General features: G+C 58.8%; 14 protein-coding genes. All 14 read left to right on the forward strand.

Going from position 1 to position 17,945, the window contains the following annotated elements; all coding sequences use genetic code 11:
• Window positions 1-49: 49 nt before the first annotated feature.
• The 14 genes from RBB62_RS05750 to ftsZ are packed head-to-tail and all read left to right on the forward strand — an operon-like array spanning window position 50 to window position 17,875.
• Entirely contained in the window at window positions 50-604 is a 555-nt protein-coding gene (locus RBB62_RS05750) for a hypothetical protein (protein WP_309397780.1), read from the forward strand.
• A gap of 38 nt (window positions 605-642) precedes the next feature.
• Window positions 643-2,424 carry a peptidoglycan D,D-transpeptidase FtsI family protein gene (locus tag RBB62_RS05755; protein WP_309397781.1) on the forward strand — a complete coding sequence of 594 codons (1,782 nt, stop codon included), beginning with the start codon at window positions 643-645 and terminating at the stop codon, window positions 2,422-2,424.
• The gene (locus tag RBB62_RS05760) at window positions 2,421-3,989 is read left to right on the forward strand and encodes a UDP-N-acetylmuramoyl-L-alanyl-D-glutamate--2,6-diaminopimelate ligase (RefSeq protein WP_309397782.1); all 1,569 of its coding nucleotides are present in this window, start codon (window positions 2,421-2,423) and stop codon (window positions 3,987-3,989) included. Before RBB62_RS05755 ends, RBB62_RS05760 begins: the two co-directional genes overlap by 4 nt.
• The gene (locus RBB62_RS05765) at window positions 3,989-5,395 is read left to right on the forward strand and encodes a UDP-N-acetylmuramoyl-tripeptide--D-alanyl-D-alanine ligase (RefSeq protein WP_309397783.1); all 1,407 of its coding nucleotides are present in this window, start codon (window positions 3,989-3,991) and stop codon (window positions 5,393-5,395) included. Before RBB62_RS05760 ends, RBB62_RS05765 begins: the two co-directional genes overlap by 1 nt.
• The gene (gene mraY / locus RBB62_RS05770; protein ID WP_309397784.1) at window positions 5,389-6,489 is read left to right on the forward strand and encodes a phospho-N-acetylmuramoyl-pentapeptide-transferase; all 1,101 of its coding nucleotides are present in this window, start codon (window positions 5,389-5,391) and stop codon (window positions 6,487-6,489) included. Before RBB62_RS05765 ends, mraY begins: the two co-directional genes overlap by 7 nt.
• 6 nt (window positions 6,490-6,495) lie before the next feature.
• Window positions 6,496-7,806 carry a UDP-N-acetylmuramoyl-L-alanine--D-glutamate ligase gene (gene murD, locus RBB62_RS05775; RefSeq protein WP_309397785.1) on the forward strand — a complete coding sequence of 437 codons (1,311 nt, stop codon included), beginning with the start codon at window positions 6,496-6,498 and terminating at the stop codon, window positions 7,804-7,806.
• An 11-nt stretch (window positions 7,807-7,817) separates the two neighbouring features.
• Window positions 7,818-9,035, forward strand: coding sequence for a LysM peptidoglycan-binding domain-containing protein (locus RBB62_RS05780; RefSeq protein ID WP_309397786.1), 1,218 nt, complete (start codon window positions 7,818-7,820; stop codon window positions 9,033-9,035).
• A 6-nt stretch (window positions 9,036-9,041) separates the two neighbouring features.
• A complete protein-coding gene (ftsW, locus tag RBB62_RS05785) occupies window positions 9,042-10,196 on the forward strand; it encodes a putative lipid II flippase FtsW (protein WP_309397787.1) in 1,155 nt (384 codons plus the stop codon).
• Entirely contained in the window at window positions 10,193-11,290 is a 1,098-nt protein-coding gene (locus RBB62_RS05790; RefSeq protein WP_309397788.1) for a UDP-N-acetylglucosamine--N-acetylmuramyl-(pentapeptide) pyrophosphoryl-undecaprenol N-acetylglucosamine transferase, read from the forward strand. Before ftsW ends, RBB62_RS05790 begins: the two co-directional genes overlap by 4 nt.
• Before the next feature lies 1 nt (window position 11,291).
• Entirely contained in the window at window positions 11,292-13,454 is a 2,163-nt protein-coding gene (gene murB / locus RBB62_RS05795) for a UDP-N-acetylmuramate dehydrogenase (RefSeq protein ID WP_309397789.1), read from the forward strand.
• On the forward strand, window positions 13,451-14,380 hold the full coding sequence (locus tag RBB62_RS05800; RefSeq protein ID WP_309397790.1) for a D-alanine--D-alanine ligase family protein: 930 nt from the start codon (window positions 13,451-13,453) through the stop codon (window positions 14,378-14,380). The genes murB and RBB62_RS05800 overlap by 4 nt, the downstream gene beginning before the upstream one ends.
• Before the next feature lie 2 nt (window positions 14,381-14,382).
• Window positions 14,383-15,318 (forward strand): cell division protein FtsQ/DivIB, encoded by a 936-nt coding sequence (locus tag RBB62_RS05805; RefSeq protein ID WP_309397792.1) that lies wholly within the window; start codon window positions 14,383-14,385, stop codon window positions 15,316-15,318.
• Window positions 15,319-15,354: 36 nt separating this feature from the next.
• Window positions 15,355-16,566, forward strand: a complete 1,212-nt coding sequence (ftsA, locus tag RBB62_RS05810; protein ID WP_309397793.1) for a cell division protein FtsA — start codon at window positions 15,355-15,357, stop codon at window positions 16,564-16,566.
• 13 nt (window positions 16,567-16,579) lie between these two features.
• Window positions 16,580-17,875 (forward strand): cell division protein FtsZ, encoded by a 1,296-nt coding sequence (ftsZ, locus tag RBB62_RS05815; RefSeq protein ID WP_309397794.1) that lies wholly within the window; start codon window positions 16,580-16,582, stop codon window positions 17,873-17,875.
• Window positions 17,876-17,945 lie beyond the last annotated feature (70 nt).

The following is a 17,945-nucleotide window of genomic DNA, read 5'->3' on the forward strand; positions in this document are numbered from 1 at the left end:
ACCGCCATCAATTCAGATCACATCTGGGACATGCTCAAGCGTCGCTCTGATGCGCAATGGACAAACCCCCGGCGTCGCCGGTCCGTCCTGCGCCGTCTGCAAGACGCTTTGTCCGGCCAAGGCCGGAACCGCTAACACTCAACTCAATTTTGCCATGACTCACTACACGCATAACCTTAAAATCTGCCGATTCTCTGCTTTCGCTATGGGCGCGCTCGCGCTGCTCGTGGTCGCTGGCGGTTCGTTCGGCGTGGTCTATTTGCGCAAGAGCGTGGCGACGACTGCTCAGTCCACTCGCGCCATTCACGCGGAGATCACTCAGGCCGAACGCAAGTCCGCCGCCCAGGAAGCACGCATCGCCCGCGCCCACAGCCCGCAAGAGCTGATCGCTGAGGCCCCGGCTGGTCTGCGCCCGACGCAGGCCGACCAGATCGTGTGGATTCCTCGCGCCCAGCCGCTGACTCCAGTGGACTACGTGGACCCGGCCCTGCCGCTGCCCGCGCCCGCAGCGCCAATCAACCAAACGCCGACTGCCGTGGCCGACGCACCCGCGCCTGCCGCCCAGAACGAGCAACCGCTATCCATTTCTTTCGCCTTACCCTGAACTTTTCTGAATGAGGCCCGCGCCAGGCCTCGAACCCAATGAACCGCGCATACGTATCAGGAATTCGATTCGCTTTTGTAACCGTCGTCATTTTCACGTGCTTCGCCGTCCTGCTGGGACGTTTGATTCACCTGCATCTCGTCGAGGGCGAGAAGCTTGCGCGCATTGTTGAGCAGAACCGCGAACGCGTTCTGGAAATTAAAGCCCGCCGCGGCAACATCGTTGACCGCCGGGGTAACCTGATGGCTTCCACACAGGCGGTTTACGAAATCGGCGTCGACCCGCAGTCGATCACTGCCGAGGACTACGCCCGCGCGCCGGAAGTCGCCGCATTGCTTGGCTTGGACCCGGAGTTTGTCTGGGAAAAATTCGACCACAAGCTGCGCACGGTCGACACCGCGACTGGCCCCGAAATCCGTAACGTTCGTTGGAACGAACTGGCGGACACCGTGGACGAGCCGACCTACGAAGCCGTCAAGGCGCTGGGCATCCGCTCAGTTTACGGCAACCGCAAGTTTCAGCGTGTTTACCCGGCCGAAGGCCTGGCCGCGCACGTTCTGGGCTTTGTCAACAAGGAGGAAACGCCCGTCTCTGGCGTGGAGCGTTTTTGCGATTTCTACCTGGCCGGCCAGGATGGCTGGCGCAAGTCCGAGAAGGATGGCCGCCGCCACGAGTTGATCCAGTTTAGTACGCGTGAAGTGGAGCCGCGTGACGGCCTCAACGTGGAGCTGACGATCGACCTGAACATCCAGCACTACGTGGAGCAGCAGATCGCCAAGGTCGTCGAGGAATCCACGCCAAAGGGCGTGGCGGTGATCGTGAGCGAAGTTGCCACGGGCCAAATCCTCGCCATGGCGAATTACCCGACCTTTGATCCGAACGAGTTCTGGAAGAGCCCGATTGAAAACCTGCGCAACCGCGCGGTGACGGATATTTACGAACCTGGCTCGACGTTCAAAGTCGTGTCGGCCGCTGGCGCTTTGAACGAAGACCTCGTGACGCCGAGCACTGTTTTCGACTGCAGCGTGCCGGTGGTGGAATACAAGGGCCGCAAGCTTGGCTTGCCGAAGGATTCGCATCCGCTGGAAGAATTGACCGTGAGTGAAATCGTGGTGAAGTCCAGCAATCGTGGAGCCGCATTGCTCGGCTTAAAGCTCGAAGAACAACGCCTTTACGATTACGCGCACCGCTTTGGCTATGGGCAGAAAACCGGCTTTCCGCTGGACCTCGAAGAGAACGGCATCCTGCACCCGGTAAAGGCCTGGGACGGGTTGACGATTACGCGCTTGCCGATGGGCCACGCGATCAGCGCCACGCCGATTCAGGTGCATTACGCAATGAGCGCGATTGCCAACGGCGGCGTGCTCATGAAGCCGCAGATTGTTCGCCAAATCTTTGACAACAATGGCACGCCGGTCATGCAGTTTTCGCCCGAGGCGAAGTCTCGTGTCGTGTCGTCTTACACCGCGAATCAGTTGACCGACATGCTCGCGGATGTGGTCGGCGAAGAGGGCACTGCTCGACGTGCTGCGATTGAAAATTACGGAGTTGCCGGTAAGACGGGCACGACGCAAAAGATCGTGAACGGTCGCTATTCGCACCGACATCACGTAGGTTCCTTTGTGGGCTTTTTCCCGAAATCAAATCCCCGCCTGGTGATCACCGTGGTGGTGGATGAACCGGAACTCAAGGGCGTCGGCTACGGCGGCGTGGTGGCGGCTCCGGTGTTTAAAAACATTGCCGAGCACTGCATCCAGTATTTGGGGATCCCGCCTGAGCCGGAGAGCCCGCTGGTTGCCATTAGGGAGGGCGCACGATGATAGGTTTTGCTTCACTGGAAAATACACTGAGCTGGGGCATGGCGATGCGCAGCAATCCGGAGCTCGGTGGCGCCATGGCCGCTAAGCGCACCATGCGTGCGCTGACGCACGGCGTGGACCACATCAAGGCCACGGGCGATGATGATGTCCGCGTGACATGCCTCATTTCCGATAGCCGTCGGGTGGCTCCGGGCGCGTTGTTTTTCGCCATCGAAGGCGCCAATACCAGTGGTTCGTTTTACGTGGAAGAAGCCATCGACCGCGGCGCTATCGGCATCGTGGGCGAGCGTGAGCCCGGCCCCCGGATGAGCGTGCCTTACATCCAGGTGAAGGATGCACGCTTGGCGTTGGCGGAAATTGCTGGTCGTTTCTTTGATCATCCCGACCGCGCGATGGATTTGGTTGGCGTGACAGGCACCAATGGTAAGACCACCGTGACGATGCTCACCCAGCATTTGCTGGCGGACAAACCGTACAGCGTTGGCCTGCTCGGCACGGTCCGCTATGACCTCGGTCGCCGCACGTTGCCGAGCTACAAGACCACGCCCGAAAGCGTGGACATCTACTCGATGCTCGACCAAATGCGCATTGAAGGCTGCCACTCGGCGGTGCTCGAAGTCAGCTCCCACGCGATCGACCAGGAGCGCGTGCGCGGTATTCGTTTTCCGGTGGCTGCGTTCCTGAATCTGACCCAGGACCACATCGACTACCACCAGTCGATGGATGAATATTTTGAAGTCAAACGCCGCCTCTTTACCGGCGAAACTGGCAACCAACCAGAAGTCTGCGTCATCAACATCGACGATCCTTATGGTCTCCGGCTCGCGCAAGAGCTGGAGACCAAGGGACGCGTCTTGACCTTTGGCGTTCACGAGTCGGCAGAGCTGCGCGCAAGTGACATCAAGCTCTCGCCGAACGGCAGTGTGTTCAAGCTGACCTGGCCCGGTGGCGAAGTGGAAGTCGCCACCGAGCTCGCCGGAAAGTATAACGTGAGCAACCTCTTGGCCGCGCTCGCAATCTGCGTGGGCATGGGCCGCGAAATTTCCGAAGTGCTGCCGCGCGTGGCGACGTTCCCCGGCGTGCCCGGTCGCATGGAAAGAATCGACGTGGGCCAAACTTTTCCCGTGCTCGTGGACTACGCGCACACCGACGACGCCTTGCGCAACGCGCTGACGATGCTCCGCGAAATCACCCCCGGCCGCGTGCTGGTGGTCTTTGGCTGCGGTGGCAATCGCGACCGCGACAAGCGCCCGAAGATGACGGCCGCCGTGCAGGAAATGGCCGACTTTGCCTGGGCGACAGCAGACAACCCGCGCCGCGAAAATCTCTCCGATATTTTCGACGATATGCGCGCCGGAGTGACCAAGCCCGACGAGATAGAATTCATCGACGACCGCCGCCGCGCGATCAGCATTGCGCTGGAAACCGCGAAGGCCGGCGACTGCGTGCTCATCGCGGGGAAGGGCCACGAGACCTACCAGGAATTTGCCGACACTGTTGCCCCGTTTGACGACCGCCAGGTCGCGCGGGAACTGCTAAACTTGAAAAAACTACGACCGAACTGATGCCTGCCTTCGAGCCACAGCTACTTGCCGATTGGACCGCGGGAAAGTGGTTGGGCGCACCGCCAGAAAAGCCCATCACTGGCTTCTGCCAGGACACCCGGAAGATCAAGCCGGGTGACTGCTTTGTTGCGCTGAAAACGGAGCAACGCGACGGTCATGCATTCCTTGCTTCTGCGCGTGATGCCGGTGCGACAGCCGCCCTCGTAGATCAGCCGCGGGACGATATTTATTTGCCGCAATTGTTCGTGAAGGACTCCCTTTCGGCCTTCCAAACGATTGCCCACCAGCACCGCAAAACCTTTCCCGGTCCGGTGGTTGGAGTTACGGGCAGTTGCGGGAAAACTTCTACGAAGGATCTCATCGCGCGCCTCCTTGGAGACGAGTGTTTGAAGACCGAGAAGAACCTGAACAACACCCTCGGCGTGCCGCTAACACTGACGAAGCTGGACCCGGCGAAGCATCAGTATGCCGTGGTCGAAGCAGGCATCAACCAGCCGGGTGAGATGTCCGTGCTTGGTCGCATGATTGCGCCCAGTGTGGCCGTGGTGACGATGGTGGGACCCGCGCATTTAGAGCTGTTGAACGACGTTGAAACCGTGGCCCGTGAAAAGGCGGAGCTCGTGCGTTTGGGCGCACCAGGCGCATCGTTGGTTTGCTCGGAGGGTGTCTTGAAGTTCCCGGCGTTTCATCAATTTGGCGGCGAAATCTTCAGTGTGTGCCAAGCCTGCGGCGAAAAGCCGGAGCTTGACTTCACCGAATACCGCAGCTGCTTCACATTCTTCCGGGAGGGAGAGGGGACGCGCATTCAAGTCAAAAGCGCGCTGTTCGCCGGACAGTTTACAATCGATTCCCACCTGACCAAAGGCATGGTGTCCAACGCGGTGCTCGCGGTGCTGACGGCGATACTTTGCGGTGCAAAGTGGGAGAGTGTGCAAAAGCGTTTGCAGGGCTGGAAGCCCGGCGCTGACCGTGGCTCGATTTATCATTGGGAAAACAACCTTTATTACGTGGATTGCTATAACGCCAACCCTGCGTCGATGACCGACGCGCTGGAAACTTTTGCCTCTCTGGCGCCGGACGCAAGTCCACGCCTTTACGTGCTCGGCGGCATGAAAGAACTTGGCGAACAGTCGAAAGCTTTGCATCGCAAAGTTGGTGCCGCTGTGCCGCTCCGCCCGCAGGATCGCGCTTTGCTGATTGGCGAAGAAGGCGAAGGCTACGCAGCTGGATTACGGGATAATGGTGCGGAGAAATCTCAACTCGTGCAATACACAACTGCCGTTGCCGCACAGACGGCGTTGGATTTGTTTAGCGGTTCGATTTTTGTGAAAGGCAGCCGCTCTTATGCGCTGGAAACCCTGCTGCCACAAGGCTTGCTCAACCAGAAAGAGGCGCAGGCATGCTAACTTATCTAGCAGGTTTAGAAGATATCTGGGGGCCGTTCCGCTTGTTCGGTTCGATCACTTTCCGCATGATGATGGCAGCGGCGACTGCGCTCTGCGTTGGCTTCATCATCGCGCCGCCGATCTTTGATCGTTTACGCCGTTTGAAGGCAGAGCAAATTTTCCGCAACTCAAGCGAGGTCGGCAAACTGGCGGACTTGCATGCGAGTAAGAAGAGCACGCCGACTATGGGCGGGCTGATGATTTTTGCGGCTGTTACGGGTAGCTCTATTCTCTGGGCCAAGCCTAACGTTTACGTGATCACCGCGCTGGTGGTTTACGCCGGGCTGACCGCGATTGGCTTCTTCGACGACTACTTGAAAGTGACGAAGAAAAGCAGCGCCGGTTTGTCGAGCCGCTGGAAGCTCGCAGGGCAAGCCTTGCTGACCTTCCTCGCTTTGGGCCTCCTGTTGGGCAACTCCGAAACGCGCGATGCAATGCGGGAACTTTGGCTTCCGTTCGTCAAATTTGCGGTACTCGATCCGATGCCGCTGTGGTTCGCATTCATCTTCTTTTTCTTCGTGCTCGCGGGCTCAAGCAACGCGATCAACCTGACCGACGGCATCGACGGTCTCGCCATCGGCTGCACGGTTACGGTGGCCATCGTTTACGCAGTCATGGCCTATGCGGCGGGTAACTCGATCATCGCGGATTACTTCCTGCTCAGCTACATTCCGGGCACGGGTGAACTCGCCGTCGTTTGCACGGCGCTCATTGGCGGCAGCCTGGCATTTCTTTGGCACAATAGCCACCCGGCAACGGTCTTCATGGGCGACACCGGCTCGCTCGCGCTCGGCGGTTTGATCGGCTCGATCGCCTTCATGGTCCACCAACCGGTCACGCTGGTGATCGTGGGTGGCATCTTCGTGATGGAAGCCGTATCGGTCATTTTACAGGTCGGTTCGTTTAAGCTCACGGGCAAGCGCATCTTCCGCATGGCGCCGATTCACCACCACTTCGAACTCGCCGGCTGGCACGAATCTAAAGTCGTGATCCGCTTCTGGATCCTTTCGCTCATCTTCGCCTTCATTGGCCTCGCTTCGCTCAAACTTCGTTAACGCAATATGTCTCCTCTCGCCAACCAGATTCCCGATTTGCACGCAGGTCCCGCTGCGGTGCTCGGTGCTGGCGTGAGTGGACTCGGCGCGATGGCGCTGCTGCGCAGCCAGGGCGCGTGGGTGAATCTTTTTGACGAAAATGGAACCGCTGGCGCCAAGACGGAGTTTACCGACCGCGATGCCAAACAGCACAAGCTCGTGGTGCATAGCCCGGGCCTTTCGCCGGACCATCCTTGGCTGGCAAAAGCGCGTGACGCTGGTGCCTCAGTTTATGGCGAGCTGGATTTTGCGTCGGTTTACTGGCCGGGCGGATTGGTCGCCGTGACGGGCGTCAACGGCAAGACGACGTTGACTGAGTTTCTCGTGCACGCGCTGAAGAGTGTCGGCACGGATGCGATGGCCGCAGGCAATGTCGGCTTCCCGCTTTCGCGCTTTTTCGAAACCGGCGGTGCCGACAGCACGGTGGCCGTTTGCGAAGTGAGCTCCTTCCAATCCGAGGGCATGCGCGCGTTTCGTCCTCAGGCAGTGCTTTGGACGAACTTCGCCGAAGACCACTTGGAGCGCCACGGCACGATGGAGAAATATTTCGCGGCCAAGTGGCGCTTGGTCGAGCGCCTGGTCCGCCCGCGTTTGATCGTGGGCCCGAGCGTTGCGGAGTGGGCGAAGCTGCTGGGCTATAAGCTGCCTAGCTACACCATTGTCATCGATTCGGAGAGCGTGACGCCGCCTGCAGGAAGCCCGTTTGTGAATTATCCCCAGCGCGAAAACTACGCCTTGGCGCGCGCCTACTGGGAAATGGAAGGCAGTGATTTGGCCGAGTTGGATGCCGCGGCTTGTAGTTTCCACGTGCCCGCGCACCGCTTGGAGCTCATTGCCAAAGGCGACGATGGCGTGCAGTTTTGGAACGACTCGAAGGCGACAAATTTTCACGCTGCCGAAGCCGGCATTGCGGCGACGCACGGCCCGATTGTCTGGATCGGCGGAGGGCGTCGCAAAGGCGGGGATGTTGCGGCGTTTGCCCAGCGAATTTCTGGTAAAATTTCGCACGCTTGCTTGGTGGGGGAATCTGCACCGGAGTTAGCTGAGGCGTTTACCGCACTCGGCACGCCGCATCACTGCCACTCGAGCCTGTCGGAAGCGGTGCGCGAGGCCTGGAATCGCCGCGAAAGTGGGGGGTCTATCCTACTGAGCCCCGGCTTTTCCAGTCATGATCAATTTGCCAGTTATGCAGAACGCGGGGAATGCTTTAAACAAGCGGTTTTGAGTTTGAAGGGCGTCACTGCCGCATCTACCGTCACTGAATGCGTCAAACCGTAAAAAATATCACCATGAAACTTGCCCATATTTTCACCATCGTCCTTGGCTTGCATGCGGTCGTTATCGCCGCATTGTTCGTCGGTCCTGGATGCGCCTCCGACGCCGGTCAAACGACCACGGCGGCGGCTGAGCCTGCCGGCGATCCCGGCCACGTGGAAGAGCAACCCTACCGCCCGGCCACGACATCTGTCCGCCCCAACAGCGCCTCCGCGCAAACCGGCAGCCAGACCCGCTACCCGCCCACTCGCCCGGCCGACTGGAACATCAGCGACTCGTCCTCGCCGGATGTCGTGGTCCCTGCGACCACGAGCTACACCGCCACGAATACCAACACGGCTGATCCCGTTGATCCGGGTGAATTCGAAGACAGCAGCGTCCAGGGCTTTAACAAGATTCGCTCGGGCAGCACGGCAACCGTGACAACTGTCGCGCCGACGCCCACCACCACGGCTGCTCCTGCTGAGCCCTCCGGCGGCCGCACCTACATCGTTAAGAAGGGCGACGTGCTTTCAAAGATTGCTCGCAACAACGGTGTGACCCTCAGCGAAATAATGGCCGTGAATGGCTTCACCCGCGAGACGGCCAACCAGCTGAAAATCGGCCAGGTCATTTTGATTCCGTCGGATTCTTACAGCGAGCCCGTGGCTCCGGTCGATGCGCCTGCGCCGACTTACGCTCCGGTTCAAATCAGCGAAGAAGGCCAAAGCTATAAGGTGCAATCCGGCGACAATCTTTCCGGTATCGCCAAGCGCCATGACTCCTCCGTCAGCGCGATCATCAGCGCCAACGGTTTGGCCAGTGACCGCATTTACGTGGGGCAGGAACTGCTGATTCCCAAGGTCGCGCCGAAGCCTGAGCCGGTGGTCGGCGTACCGAATTCCGCTGGCGAAGTCACCTACGTGGTTGCCTCGGGCGACACCCTGGGCGGCATCGCGCGTCGCTATGGCGTTGATGTTAAAACCATCATGCAGACCAACGGTATTTCCGATCCGCGTCGCCTGCGCGTTGGCCAAGTGTTGACGATTCCTACTGGCTTGGAACCGGTCAGCTCGACGCCCGCACCCAAGCCGGTCACGGTCGTTACGCCGAAGCCCGCACCGGTGGCGCCCGCTGCTCCGGTCGTTCCCGTGACTCCGCCTCAGCCTGAGCCGATCATGGTCGAAGAGGTAAACGAGCTGGACGAAATCGACTTCGAAAACGCACCCATCGTCGAGCAGGTGCAGGAGTAAATTTTCATGAACACAATTGGCCAACACACGATCCGCTACTTGCGCCGCCCTGGCGCAGGGTGGGCGTTGCTGGCCTGTGTGTTCGTGCTGACGGCGCTGGGTTTGATCATGCTCACCAGCGCCGGCCAGTCTCACAATGAGATCATCAAGCAGGACGAGTTTTATCTGTTTCGCAAGCAAGCGATGTGGCTGGGGATTGCCCTGTGTGCTGGTATCTTCATGTCGATCATCAGCCTCGATTGGCTGGGCAAGATGAGCCACTACATCGCTATTGCGGTGTTGGGCTTGCTTGCGCTCGTGCTCGTGCCGCAGATCGGCGTGGAGGTCAATGGTGCCCGTCGCTGGTTGGATCTTGGCCTGATGCGTTTGCAAGTTTCGGACTTGGCCAAGATCGCCCTCATCATTTGGTTGGCGCGTTATTACGGGACGCGCCAGCGCGAGGTCGCGCAGTTTTGGAAAGGCTTTGTCTTCCCCGGTTTTGCCGTGGGCGTGTGCTTCATGATGATCATCATGGAGCCCGACTTCGGCACTGCAGCGCTTTGCGGCGCCGTGGGCTTCGCGATGATGTTCCTGGCTGGCGCGCGTTTGTGGTTCTTGATGCCGACTGCGCTCATGGGCGTGGCCGCGTTTAGCGTGGCCGTTTATTTCGATCCGGTGCGCATGCGCCGCATCACGTCGTTCCTGGACGTGGAAGCAAACAAGGCCGATAGCGGTTATCAACTTTGGCAGGGCATCCTGGCCTTTGGCGCTGGCGGCTTGCCCGGAGTTGGCCTGGGGCAGGGGCGCCAGCAATTGTTCTTTTTGCCCGAGGCGCACACGGACTTCATCTTCCCGGTTATCGGTGAAGAGCTGGGACTCGTGGCGACGATGGCGGTTGTGGCATTGTTCGCGACGATCTTTGCGGTCGGTGTGCTCGCATTGCGCCGCGCGCCAAATCTTTACCAGTTCCTGTTGGCCACCGGTGCCTTGCTTTTCCTGACGCTGCAAGCGCTGATCAACATGGGCGTGGTGACCGGCATGCTGCCGACCAAGGGAATGTCCCTTCCGTTCATCAGCTATGGTGGCACGAACCTGGTGACCATGTTTGTGCTCATCGGACTGCTCTTTAACTGCTTTGCGAATTGGTCCGCTAAACCCCTGTTGAAGCCGCGCGAACTATGAGTAACTTTGTCATCTCATGCGGCGGAACTGGCGGGCACCTGGCCCCGGGCATAGCAGTGGCCGAAGCTTTGATCGCCAACGGACACCAGTGCCGCCTGATCATCAGCAACAAGGACGTCGATTCGCGCCTCGTAAAAAATTACCCACAACTGCAATACGCGCGCTCGCCGGGCATGGGCTTTTCGTGGAAGCCGGTTCAGTTCATCCGCTTCAACTTAGAGCAGATTCGCGGGCTGATGTTTACGATCAAGCTCATGCGCGAGTTCAAGGCCGACGCCGTCATCGGCTTTGGCGGCTTCCTGACGGTGGGCGCCGTCTTCGCGGCGTTCTTCACCGGCGTGCCCGTGATGCTGCACGAGGCCAACCGTCGTGCGGGCCGCGCAATCCGCATGCTCGCTGGTTTTGCGCGCCGTATTTATCTACCGCCGGGTGTGAGCATTAAGGGGCTGCCGCGTTCAATGATACACCACTGCGGCTACCCGATTCGCCGCGAGATCCACCGTATGGCTCAAGACGAAGCCCGCGAGAAAATGGGACTCGAGATCACCGGCAAGCTGTTGCTTGTGCTCGGCGGCAGCCAAGGTGCCACGGCGCTGAACAACTGGGTGACGGATAATTTCGAAGCCTTGGCCAAGGACGGCATCAACGTTTATTGCATCACCGGCTTGAACAAAACGTCGGTTGGTTCGATCGAACGCAAGTCTGCCGACGGCCAAGTGGTGCATGCCATTTTCACGCCTTTCGTAGACGATATGGCGGCTGCCTTGAGTGCCGCGGATTTGGTGGTGGCGCGTTCCGGTGCTGGCAGCATCGCGGAGTTTGCCCGCTGTCGCTTGCCGTCGATCCTCGTGCCGTATCCTTTCTCCGCCGACGATCACCAACTCGCCAATGCGCAGTTCATCGAGCAGCAGGGCGGAGCCGTCGTGGTTGAAGAAAAAGAAATCGGCCGCCTTTTGGGCGAAGTGACCGACCTCATTTTTAACGACTGGTTGATTAAGCGTTTCCGCGAAAATTTAGAGCGGCTCGATCGCGCCAATCCCGTCGACAAAATTGTTAAAGACATGGCGACCATCGCCGAGACTCAAGATGATTGAAATGATGCCAGAACCCGCTTCCTCATCTCTGCCTGATGCCGTGTTTATGCTCGGTGTCGGTGGCATGGGCATGGCGCCGCTGGCTATCTACTTGGCCGAGGCCGGGGTATCGGTCTCGGGGTGGGACGACGGGTTGCGCCCGGAAGTAGCGGAGCTGTTGCAGCGTCACGGAGTGCAGCTGAGCGATGATTTGCCGGAGTCGCCCTCGCTGGTCGCGCGTTCCAGTGCGATTGGCGAAGACCACGAGTTGCTGGCGCAGGCGCGCAGTCGCGGCGCCCGTGTGGTGCGTCGTGGAGAGCTCTTGGCTGAGCTCGTGGCTGATAAAAAGCTGGTCGCAATCGTAGGCAGTCATGGTAAGTCCACGACCACTGGCATGCTGATCCACCTGCTGAATCAGGCGGGCTTTGATTGCAGCTATTTCCTGGGCGCGTTGTTCCGTAACGACGAGTCGCCGGCGCATTACTCACCGAGCAGTGAGTGGGTGATTGCCGAAGTCGACGAGAGTGATGGCACCGTGGAAGGTTTTGCCCCGGACATCACTGTGGCCGTGAACTTCGACTGGGACCACGCTGATCTTTATCCGCAGGAATCCGATTTGCGCGACGCGTTTCGTCGTTTGTTTCAGCGCACGAAAAGCTTCGTGATTATTCCCGAAGACTGCAATGTGCTCAACCAAATCGTGTCCGATCATAAGGCGCTACGCTGCCACTCGGCGGCGGGTTTCAATGCTTCAAACACCGCCCTGGCTTTGGCTGCGGGGCGCGAAATCGGTGCGTCGGTCACGCTCGATATGCTGCATGGATTTTCGGGCATTCGCCGTCGGCAGGACGTGATGCATCGCGCACATGGCGTGACGCTGGTGGCCGATTACGCGCATCATCCGACCGAGGTGACCGCGCTCTTACAGCATGCCCGCAGTGAATGGGCGGGTCGACAGATCGTCGTGTTCCAGCCGCATCGCTACACGCGCACGCGTCAATTCGCGAGCGAGTTTGCACAGGCTTTGGAGATTGCCGATGAAGTTCTTTTGCTGCCGGTATATGCTGCCAGCGAAGAGCCGCTCGATGACGGCCAAAGCGAAGCCATCATTGAGGCTTCTGCTAAAGACTGGCGCGTAATAGCGTCCGACGAATTGCCGCATGCCGTTGATGCCGCAGTGCGTGGTTCGCGTCCAGCTACGGTGTTGTTTGTGGGCGCTGGTGACATCGACGGCATGGCGCATCGTTTTGCGGAAGACTGGCGTATCGTCGACGAATGGCGCGAGTCGCTATCGCTTTACTCTAAGCTCACGCTCGCTGAGCCGTTGGCCAACAAGACGACGTTGCGCGTTGGCGGCTCGGCGCGTTTCTATGCGGAGCCAGATGGCGTGGATGACTTGGAGCGCTTACTTTACTTTGCGCGGCAAAGTGACCTGTCGTGGTTTACGCTGGGGCGCGGATCGAATTTGATCGTCGCCGACGAAGGGTTCCCGGGCGTGGTGATCAGCCTCAAGGGCAAAGGATTTCGCGACTTCAATGTGCTTGATGACGGACGCGTAAAGGTGGGTGCTGGCTTGGCCTTGAAGCGACTTTGTGGCCTCGCGGCGAAGGAAGGACTCGGTGGTTTTGAATTTTTAGAAGGCATTCCCGGTACGGTCGGCGGGGCGTTGCGCATGAACGCTGGTGCGATGGGTGGCTGGATGTTTGACGTCGTTGAAAGCGTCGAGTTCATGACGCCCGAAGGCGATATCTGCCGTTTACCCCGTGAAGAATTTCATGTGGAGTATCGCTGTTGCCATGAACTTTTGGAAGGCATGGCGCTGAGCGCGGTCTTGAAGTCTGGCGCGCAAGTAGAAGGCGGCGCTATCCGCGAGCAAATGGATGCCTACGCCGGCCGACGTAAGGAGTCGCAACCCCGTGAGCCCAGTGCCGGGTGCATCTTTAAGAATCCCGAAGGCAACGCTGCGGGCAAGCTGATCGATGAGTTGGGCTTGAAGGGCTTGCGCATCGGGGGCGCCGAGGTGTCGAGCGTTCATGGCAATTTTATCATCAACCGAAAAGACGCAACGGCGGCCGATGTGCTGGCCTTGATTCGTGAAATCCGCGCAGTCGTTAAGCGCGAGCGCGACATTGATTTGGAACCCGAAGCTCTGCTCGTTGGCCATGAATGGGAGGAAGTGCTATGAGTAACCGACCGCATGTAACCGTGCTCTGTGGCGGCGCTTCGCCCGAAGCCAAGGTTTCCCGCGTGACGGGGCCATCCGTGGCAGGCGCGTTGAAGGAATTCTACGACGTTGAGTTGATCGATTTGCACGAGGATAAACTACCGCTGCTGGACCCCGCAAAGACGGCGGTCTTCCCGGCGATGCATGGTCCCTTTGGCGAAGATGGTAAGCTGCAGGCATTGCTTGATGCCGCGGGCGTTGCTTATGCTGGCTGCGATGCAGAGGCCAGCGCGCTCTGCATGCACAAGATCAACACGAAGGCCGTCGTCAAGGACAGCGGCTTTAAGTTGGCTGGCGACATTACCTTTGCAGCGCAAAGTAAACCGAGCGCTGACATTCTGATTGCGTCGCTGGGCGAACACGTCGTGGTGAAGCCCATGGATAGCGGCAGCAGCGTTGGCGTGCACATCGCGCATAATCGTTTTGAACTCTGCGCGATCATGGAGCAAATCAAGACAGGCGACTGGATGGCGGAGCAGTTTGTGACTGGCCGCGAAATGACGGTGGGCCTGCTCGATGGCAAGGCGATGGGCATCGTGGAAATTTGCCCGAAGGAGGGTGTTTATGACTACGCTCATAAATACACAGCCGGCGCCACGGATTACCTTTTCCCGGCGTCAATTGAGGAAACTTTGTCTTGCAAAGTAAGGGAATATGCTGAGAATGCATTCGCATCGTGCGGATGCCGCGACTTTGCACGACTGGACTTTATTCTAACTAACGACGAGGAACCATACTTCTTGGAGATTAACACTCTGCCAGGCATGACGCCCACCAGCCTCCTGCCCAAAAGCGCAAGCTGCGTTGGGCTGGGTTTTCAACCCCTGGTGAGAAGAATGATGGAACCCGCAATCGCACGCGCCGCGCTTGCCCGCGCGGCAACCTGATCATGGCTAAGAAAAAAAGCAGCAAATCCAACGCGCCGAGCACCTGGCGAAGCATTCAGCAATCCTTTACCGGGCGGGCGGTGACGTCCCATGCGCGCAAGCGTCGGTGGATGATTAATCTGAAGTTTCTGGGCGCGGTGCTGGGATTGGCTGTGCTCGGCGGCGCGATTTGGGGCGGCGTTCAATATTTGCAAAGCGATTCGTTTGCCCGCTTGATGGCTGGCGGTTCCGCGCCAGTGCGCAATGTTTATCTGGAGAGCGATGGCGTGCTCGACGAGCAGTGGCTTAACGCCCGCATTGATATGCCGGAGCACATCGAGCTGATGGCCATCGACATTGAGTCGATTCAGCGCGACTTGAGCAGCGATGGCCAAGTACGCGCGGTGTTGGTTGAGCGTGTGTTTCCTGACGCCCTGCGCATTCGGGTGACCGAGCGACAGCCGGTGTTGCGCGTGGTGTTGCAAGACGCCTCGGGTCGCAAGTTCCTGCGACTGATTTCGAACGAAGGCGTGGTCTATGCGGGTAAGCGTTATCCGGCAGACACGATCCGCAGCTTGCCGTATGCATCGGGCGTTACTTTGCGTCGCAAAGCTAATGGTGAGTATTTCCCGGTTGATGGTATCCAGGATGTCTCGGCATTTCTGCAGCACGCGCGTTCGCTCATGCCCGAGCGCGTGGAAAATTGGAAAACTGTTTCGCTGGCGGACTTCGATCCTAAGGGTGCCTCGATGAGCTCGCGCTTGGCGGTGACCACGACTCAAGGCTACTCGATCATTTTCGCGCCCGATGAACTGGATGAACAGTTCGCGCGTTTGAACGTAATCCTTGAACGCCTGGAATCCCAACGTCAGCGCGTTGACCACATTGACCTTTCCATGCAAGACGCCGTGGTGAAGCTGGCCGACTCCGGCACCCGCGGACCCGTCCGCTTCCGTTAAATTAATCCATCTGAATGCTAAACTACTCTCCGCACCATGAGCCAAAGTAGAATCATCGGAGCCGTCGACATCGGCGCAGCATCCGTTACCGTGCTGGTTGGCGACATCGTCAACGGGCGCAGCCTGAACATTATTGGCAAACAGGACGCTACTTCCGAGGGCGTGAAAAAAGGTGAAATCGTCGACTTCAAGGCGGTCAGCAACGCGACGCACGCAGCCATCATGGGGGCTGAGAAAAGCGCCGGTGCACAGATCGACTCGATTTACCTGACTCAAACGGGCAGCCACCTCGAAGGCTTTTATAACAGCGCCGCAGTTAACGTGAGCTCAAGTGACAGCCGCGTGAGCGAGGCCGACATTGCCCGCGCAATGAGCGAGGCCAAGGCCAAGAAGTTGTCTGATGACCGACTTTATATCCACCACATTCGCAGTCACTTCCTGCTGGATAACCGCGTGAGCGCGGACCCGCTGGGCATGCAGGGCGAAAAGCTCGAGGTCGGCTATTGGTCGATTCACGGTGACGAGCGCAAGGTGCGCGACCACATCCACGTGATCAATGGCTTCGGCTTGAACGTTGAGGACATCATTTTGTCGAGCATCGCTTCGGGCACGGTCATCGCGACCGAGGAAGAGAAACGCGCGGGCGTCATGGTGATCGATATGGGCGCGGGTGTGACCGATTGGGCGATTTACCAGAACGGCATTGTTGCGCGCACGGGCGTGTTGCCGGTGGGCAGCGATCACATTACGAATGACTTGGCGCTCGGCCTCCGCGTCAACCGCAAATATGCCAAGAAGCTCAAGACGAGCTTTGGCAAGGCCGTCTTGGAGCAGGATGACCGGCAGGAAAAAGTTTGGATGGTTGGTGATCAGATGATCGGTGACCGCCGCATCCCTAAGCAGTCGCTGATTCAAATCGTCCGTGAGCGCGTGGAAGAAATTTACGACCTCGTCAAGCGACAGGCCGGCGAACTTTGCCATGAAAAGTTTTTGCCTGCCGGCGTTGTGTTGACGGGCGGTGGCTCGCATCTGGATCAGATCGATCTAGCCGGTGAAAAAATCCTCGGCGTTCCAATACGGCGTGGTGAGCTGCCCTCGTGGGTGCACGACAACTTGCAGCGGCACGAATACACCTCGGCGCTGGGACTGCTGCACTTTGCGTTGTCCGGGCAGTCGCTCGATGACTCTGCGTTGCAAAGGAAACAACGCGGCCTGCTGCGGCGGGTGACTCAACTTTTCGTCAACTAACGGAGGAATCAGAATGAGCGAACTCAGTGGAAAATCTTTTCGCAGCGATCTGAACTCCGAAGGCGTCCGGGTGAAAATCATCGGCGTCGGTGGCGCCGGGACGAATGCGGTCGACCGCATCCAGATGATGCCACAGGAGCAGATCAACCTTGCGGCGGTCAACACCGATGCGCAGGCGCTGGAAAGCTCGCCGATCGGTGAAAAACTCATGATCGGAAAGTCTGTCACGCGTGGCTTGAGTACTGGCGGCGATGTTGAGATCGGCCAGACTGCGGCGGAGAAGGACGAAACCAAACTCCGCCAGATGGTGGACGGGCAGGACTTGATTTTTATCGTCGCCGGTTTGGGTGGCGGCACAGGTAGCGGCGCTGCGCCGGTTATCTCGCGCTTGGCTTCGGAACAGGGCGCGCTGGTTATTGCGTTCGTTACCTTGCCCTTTACTTTCGAAGGCGCGCGGCATCATGAAGTCGCGGAGAACGCGCTCGTGGCAATGCGTTCGCATTGCGATGCGGTGATACCACTGCCGAACGATTTGCTGCTCCAGCAGATGGATGAATCCGCCACCGTGCTCGATGCGTTTGCCCAGGCCGACGCGTGGATTAGCCGTGGTATCCAGTCGATCTGCGCAATGCTGACGCAGACGGGCCTGATCAATCTGGATTTCGCAATGTTGCGTAAGGTGTTCGAGGGGCGCGGCGGCAAAACGCTGTTTGGCCTCGGCCGCGGCGAAGGCGATGACTTCATGCAGGAAGCTTTGAATGATTTGGCGCTCTGCCCGTTGTTGCACACGCCGGGTTTCGCCAAGCGCGCCGACAGCCTGCTGGTGAACATCATCGGCGGAACGGATTTGGGCATCTCGCACGTGAACCAAATCATGACGGCGATTGCCGAAAAATTTGGAAGCAAAGAGCAGATCGTGCTGGGCGCCGTGGTTGACGAAAGTTGCCAAAACACGGTTGAGATTTGTGTGATCGGCGCGACGCATGTGACGGGGTATCGTCCCGAGCGCAAGGTACGCCGAACGGCGCCGCGGATAGATATCGCTCCGGAGCCACGACCGAGCGTTACCAAGAAAACGCCCGACGATGAACTCTTCGATACCGTTGAAACGAAGCCGAAGCCCTTGGTCCACGAGAGCAAGCTTGGCAAAAAGCGGCAGCCGGAACTGGAGATCGACCAAGAAGAGTTCACCTTTGTGTCAGAAGACGAGCAGCGCGGATTCTTTGAGAATACCGAGCGCAACATTTTCGACGGGGAAGACCTTGACGTGCCGACTTACTTGCGACGTGGCGTGCGCATTACGCTGTAGCGATTAGCGGAACTTGCGTTTGCGGGTAGTGAAAGATTTTGCTTCCCCGCGGGTGGCTGCTTCGGCCATA

The sequence above is a fragment of the Cerasicoccus maritimus genome (assembly GCA_031296935.1).
Classification (GTDB): Bacteria; Verrucomicrobiota; Verrucomicrobiia; order Opitutales; family Cerasicoccaceae; genus Cerasicoccus; species Cerasicoccus maritimus.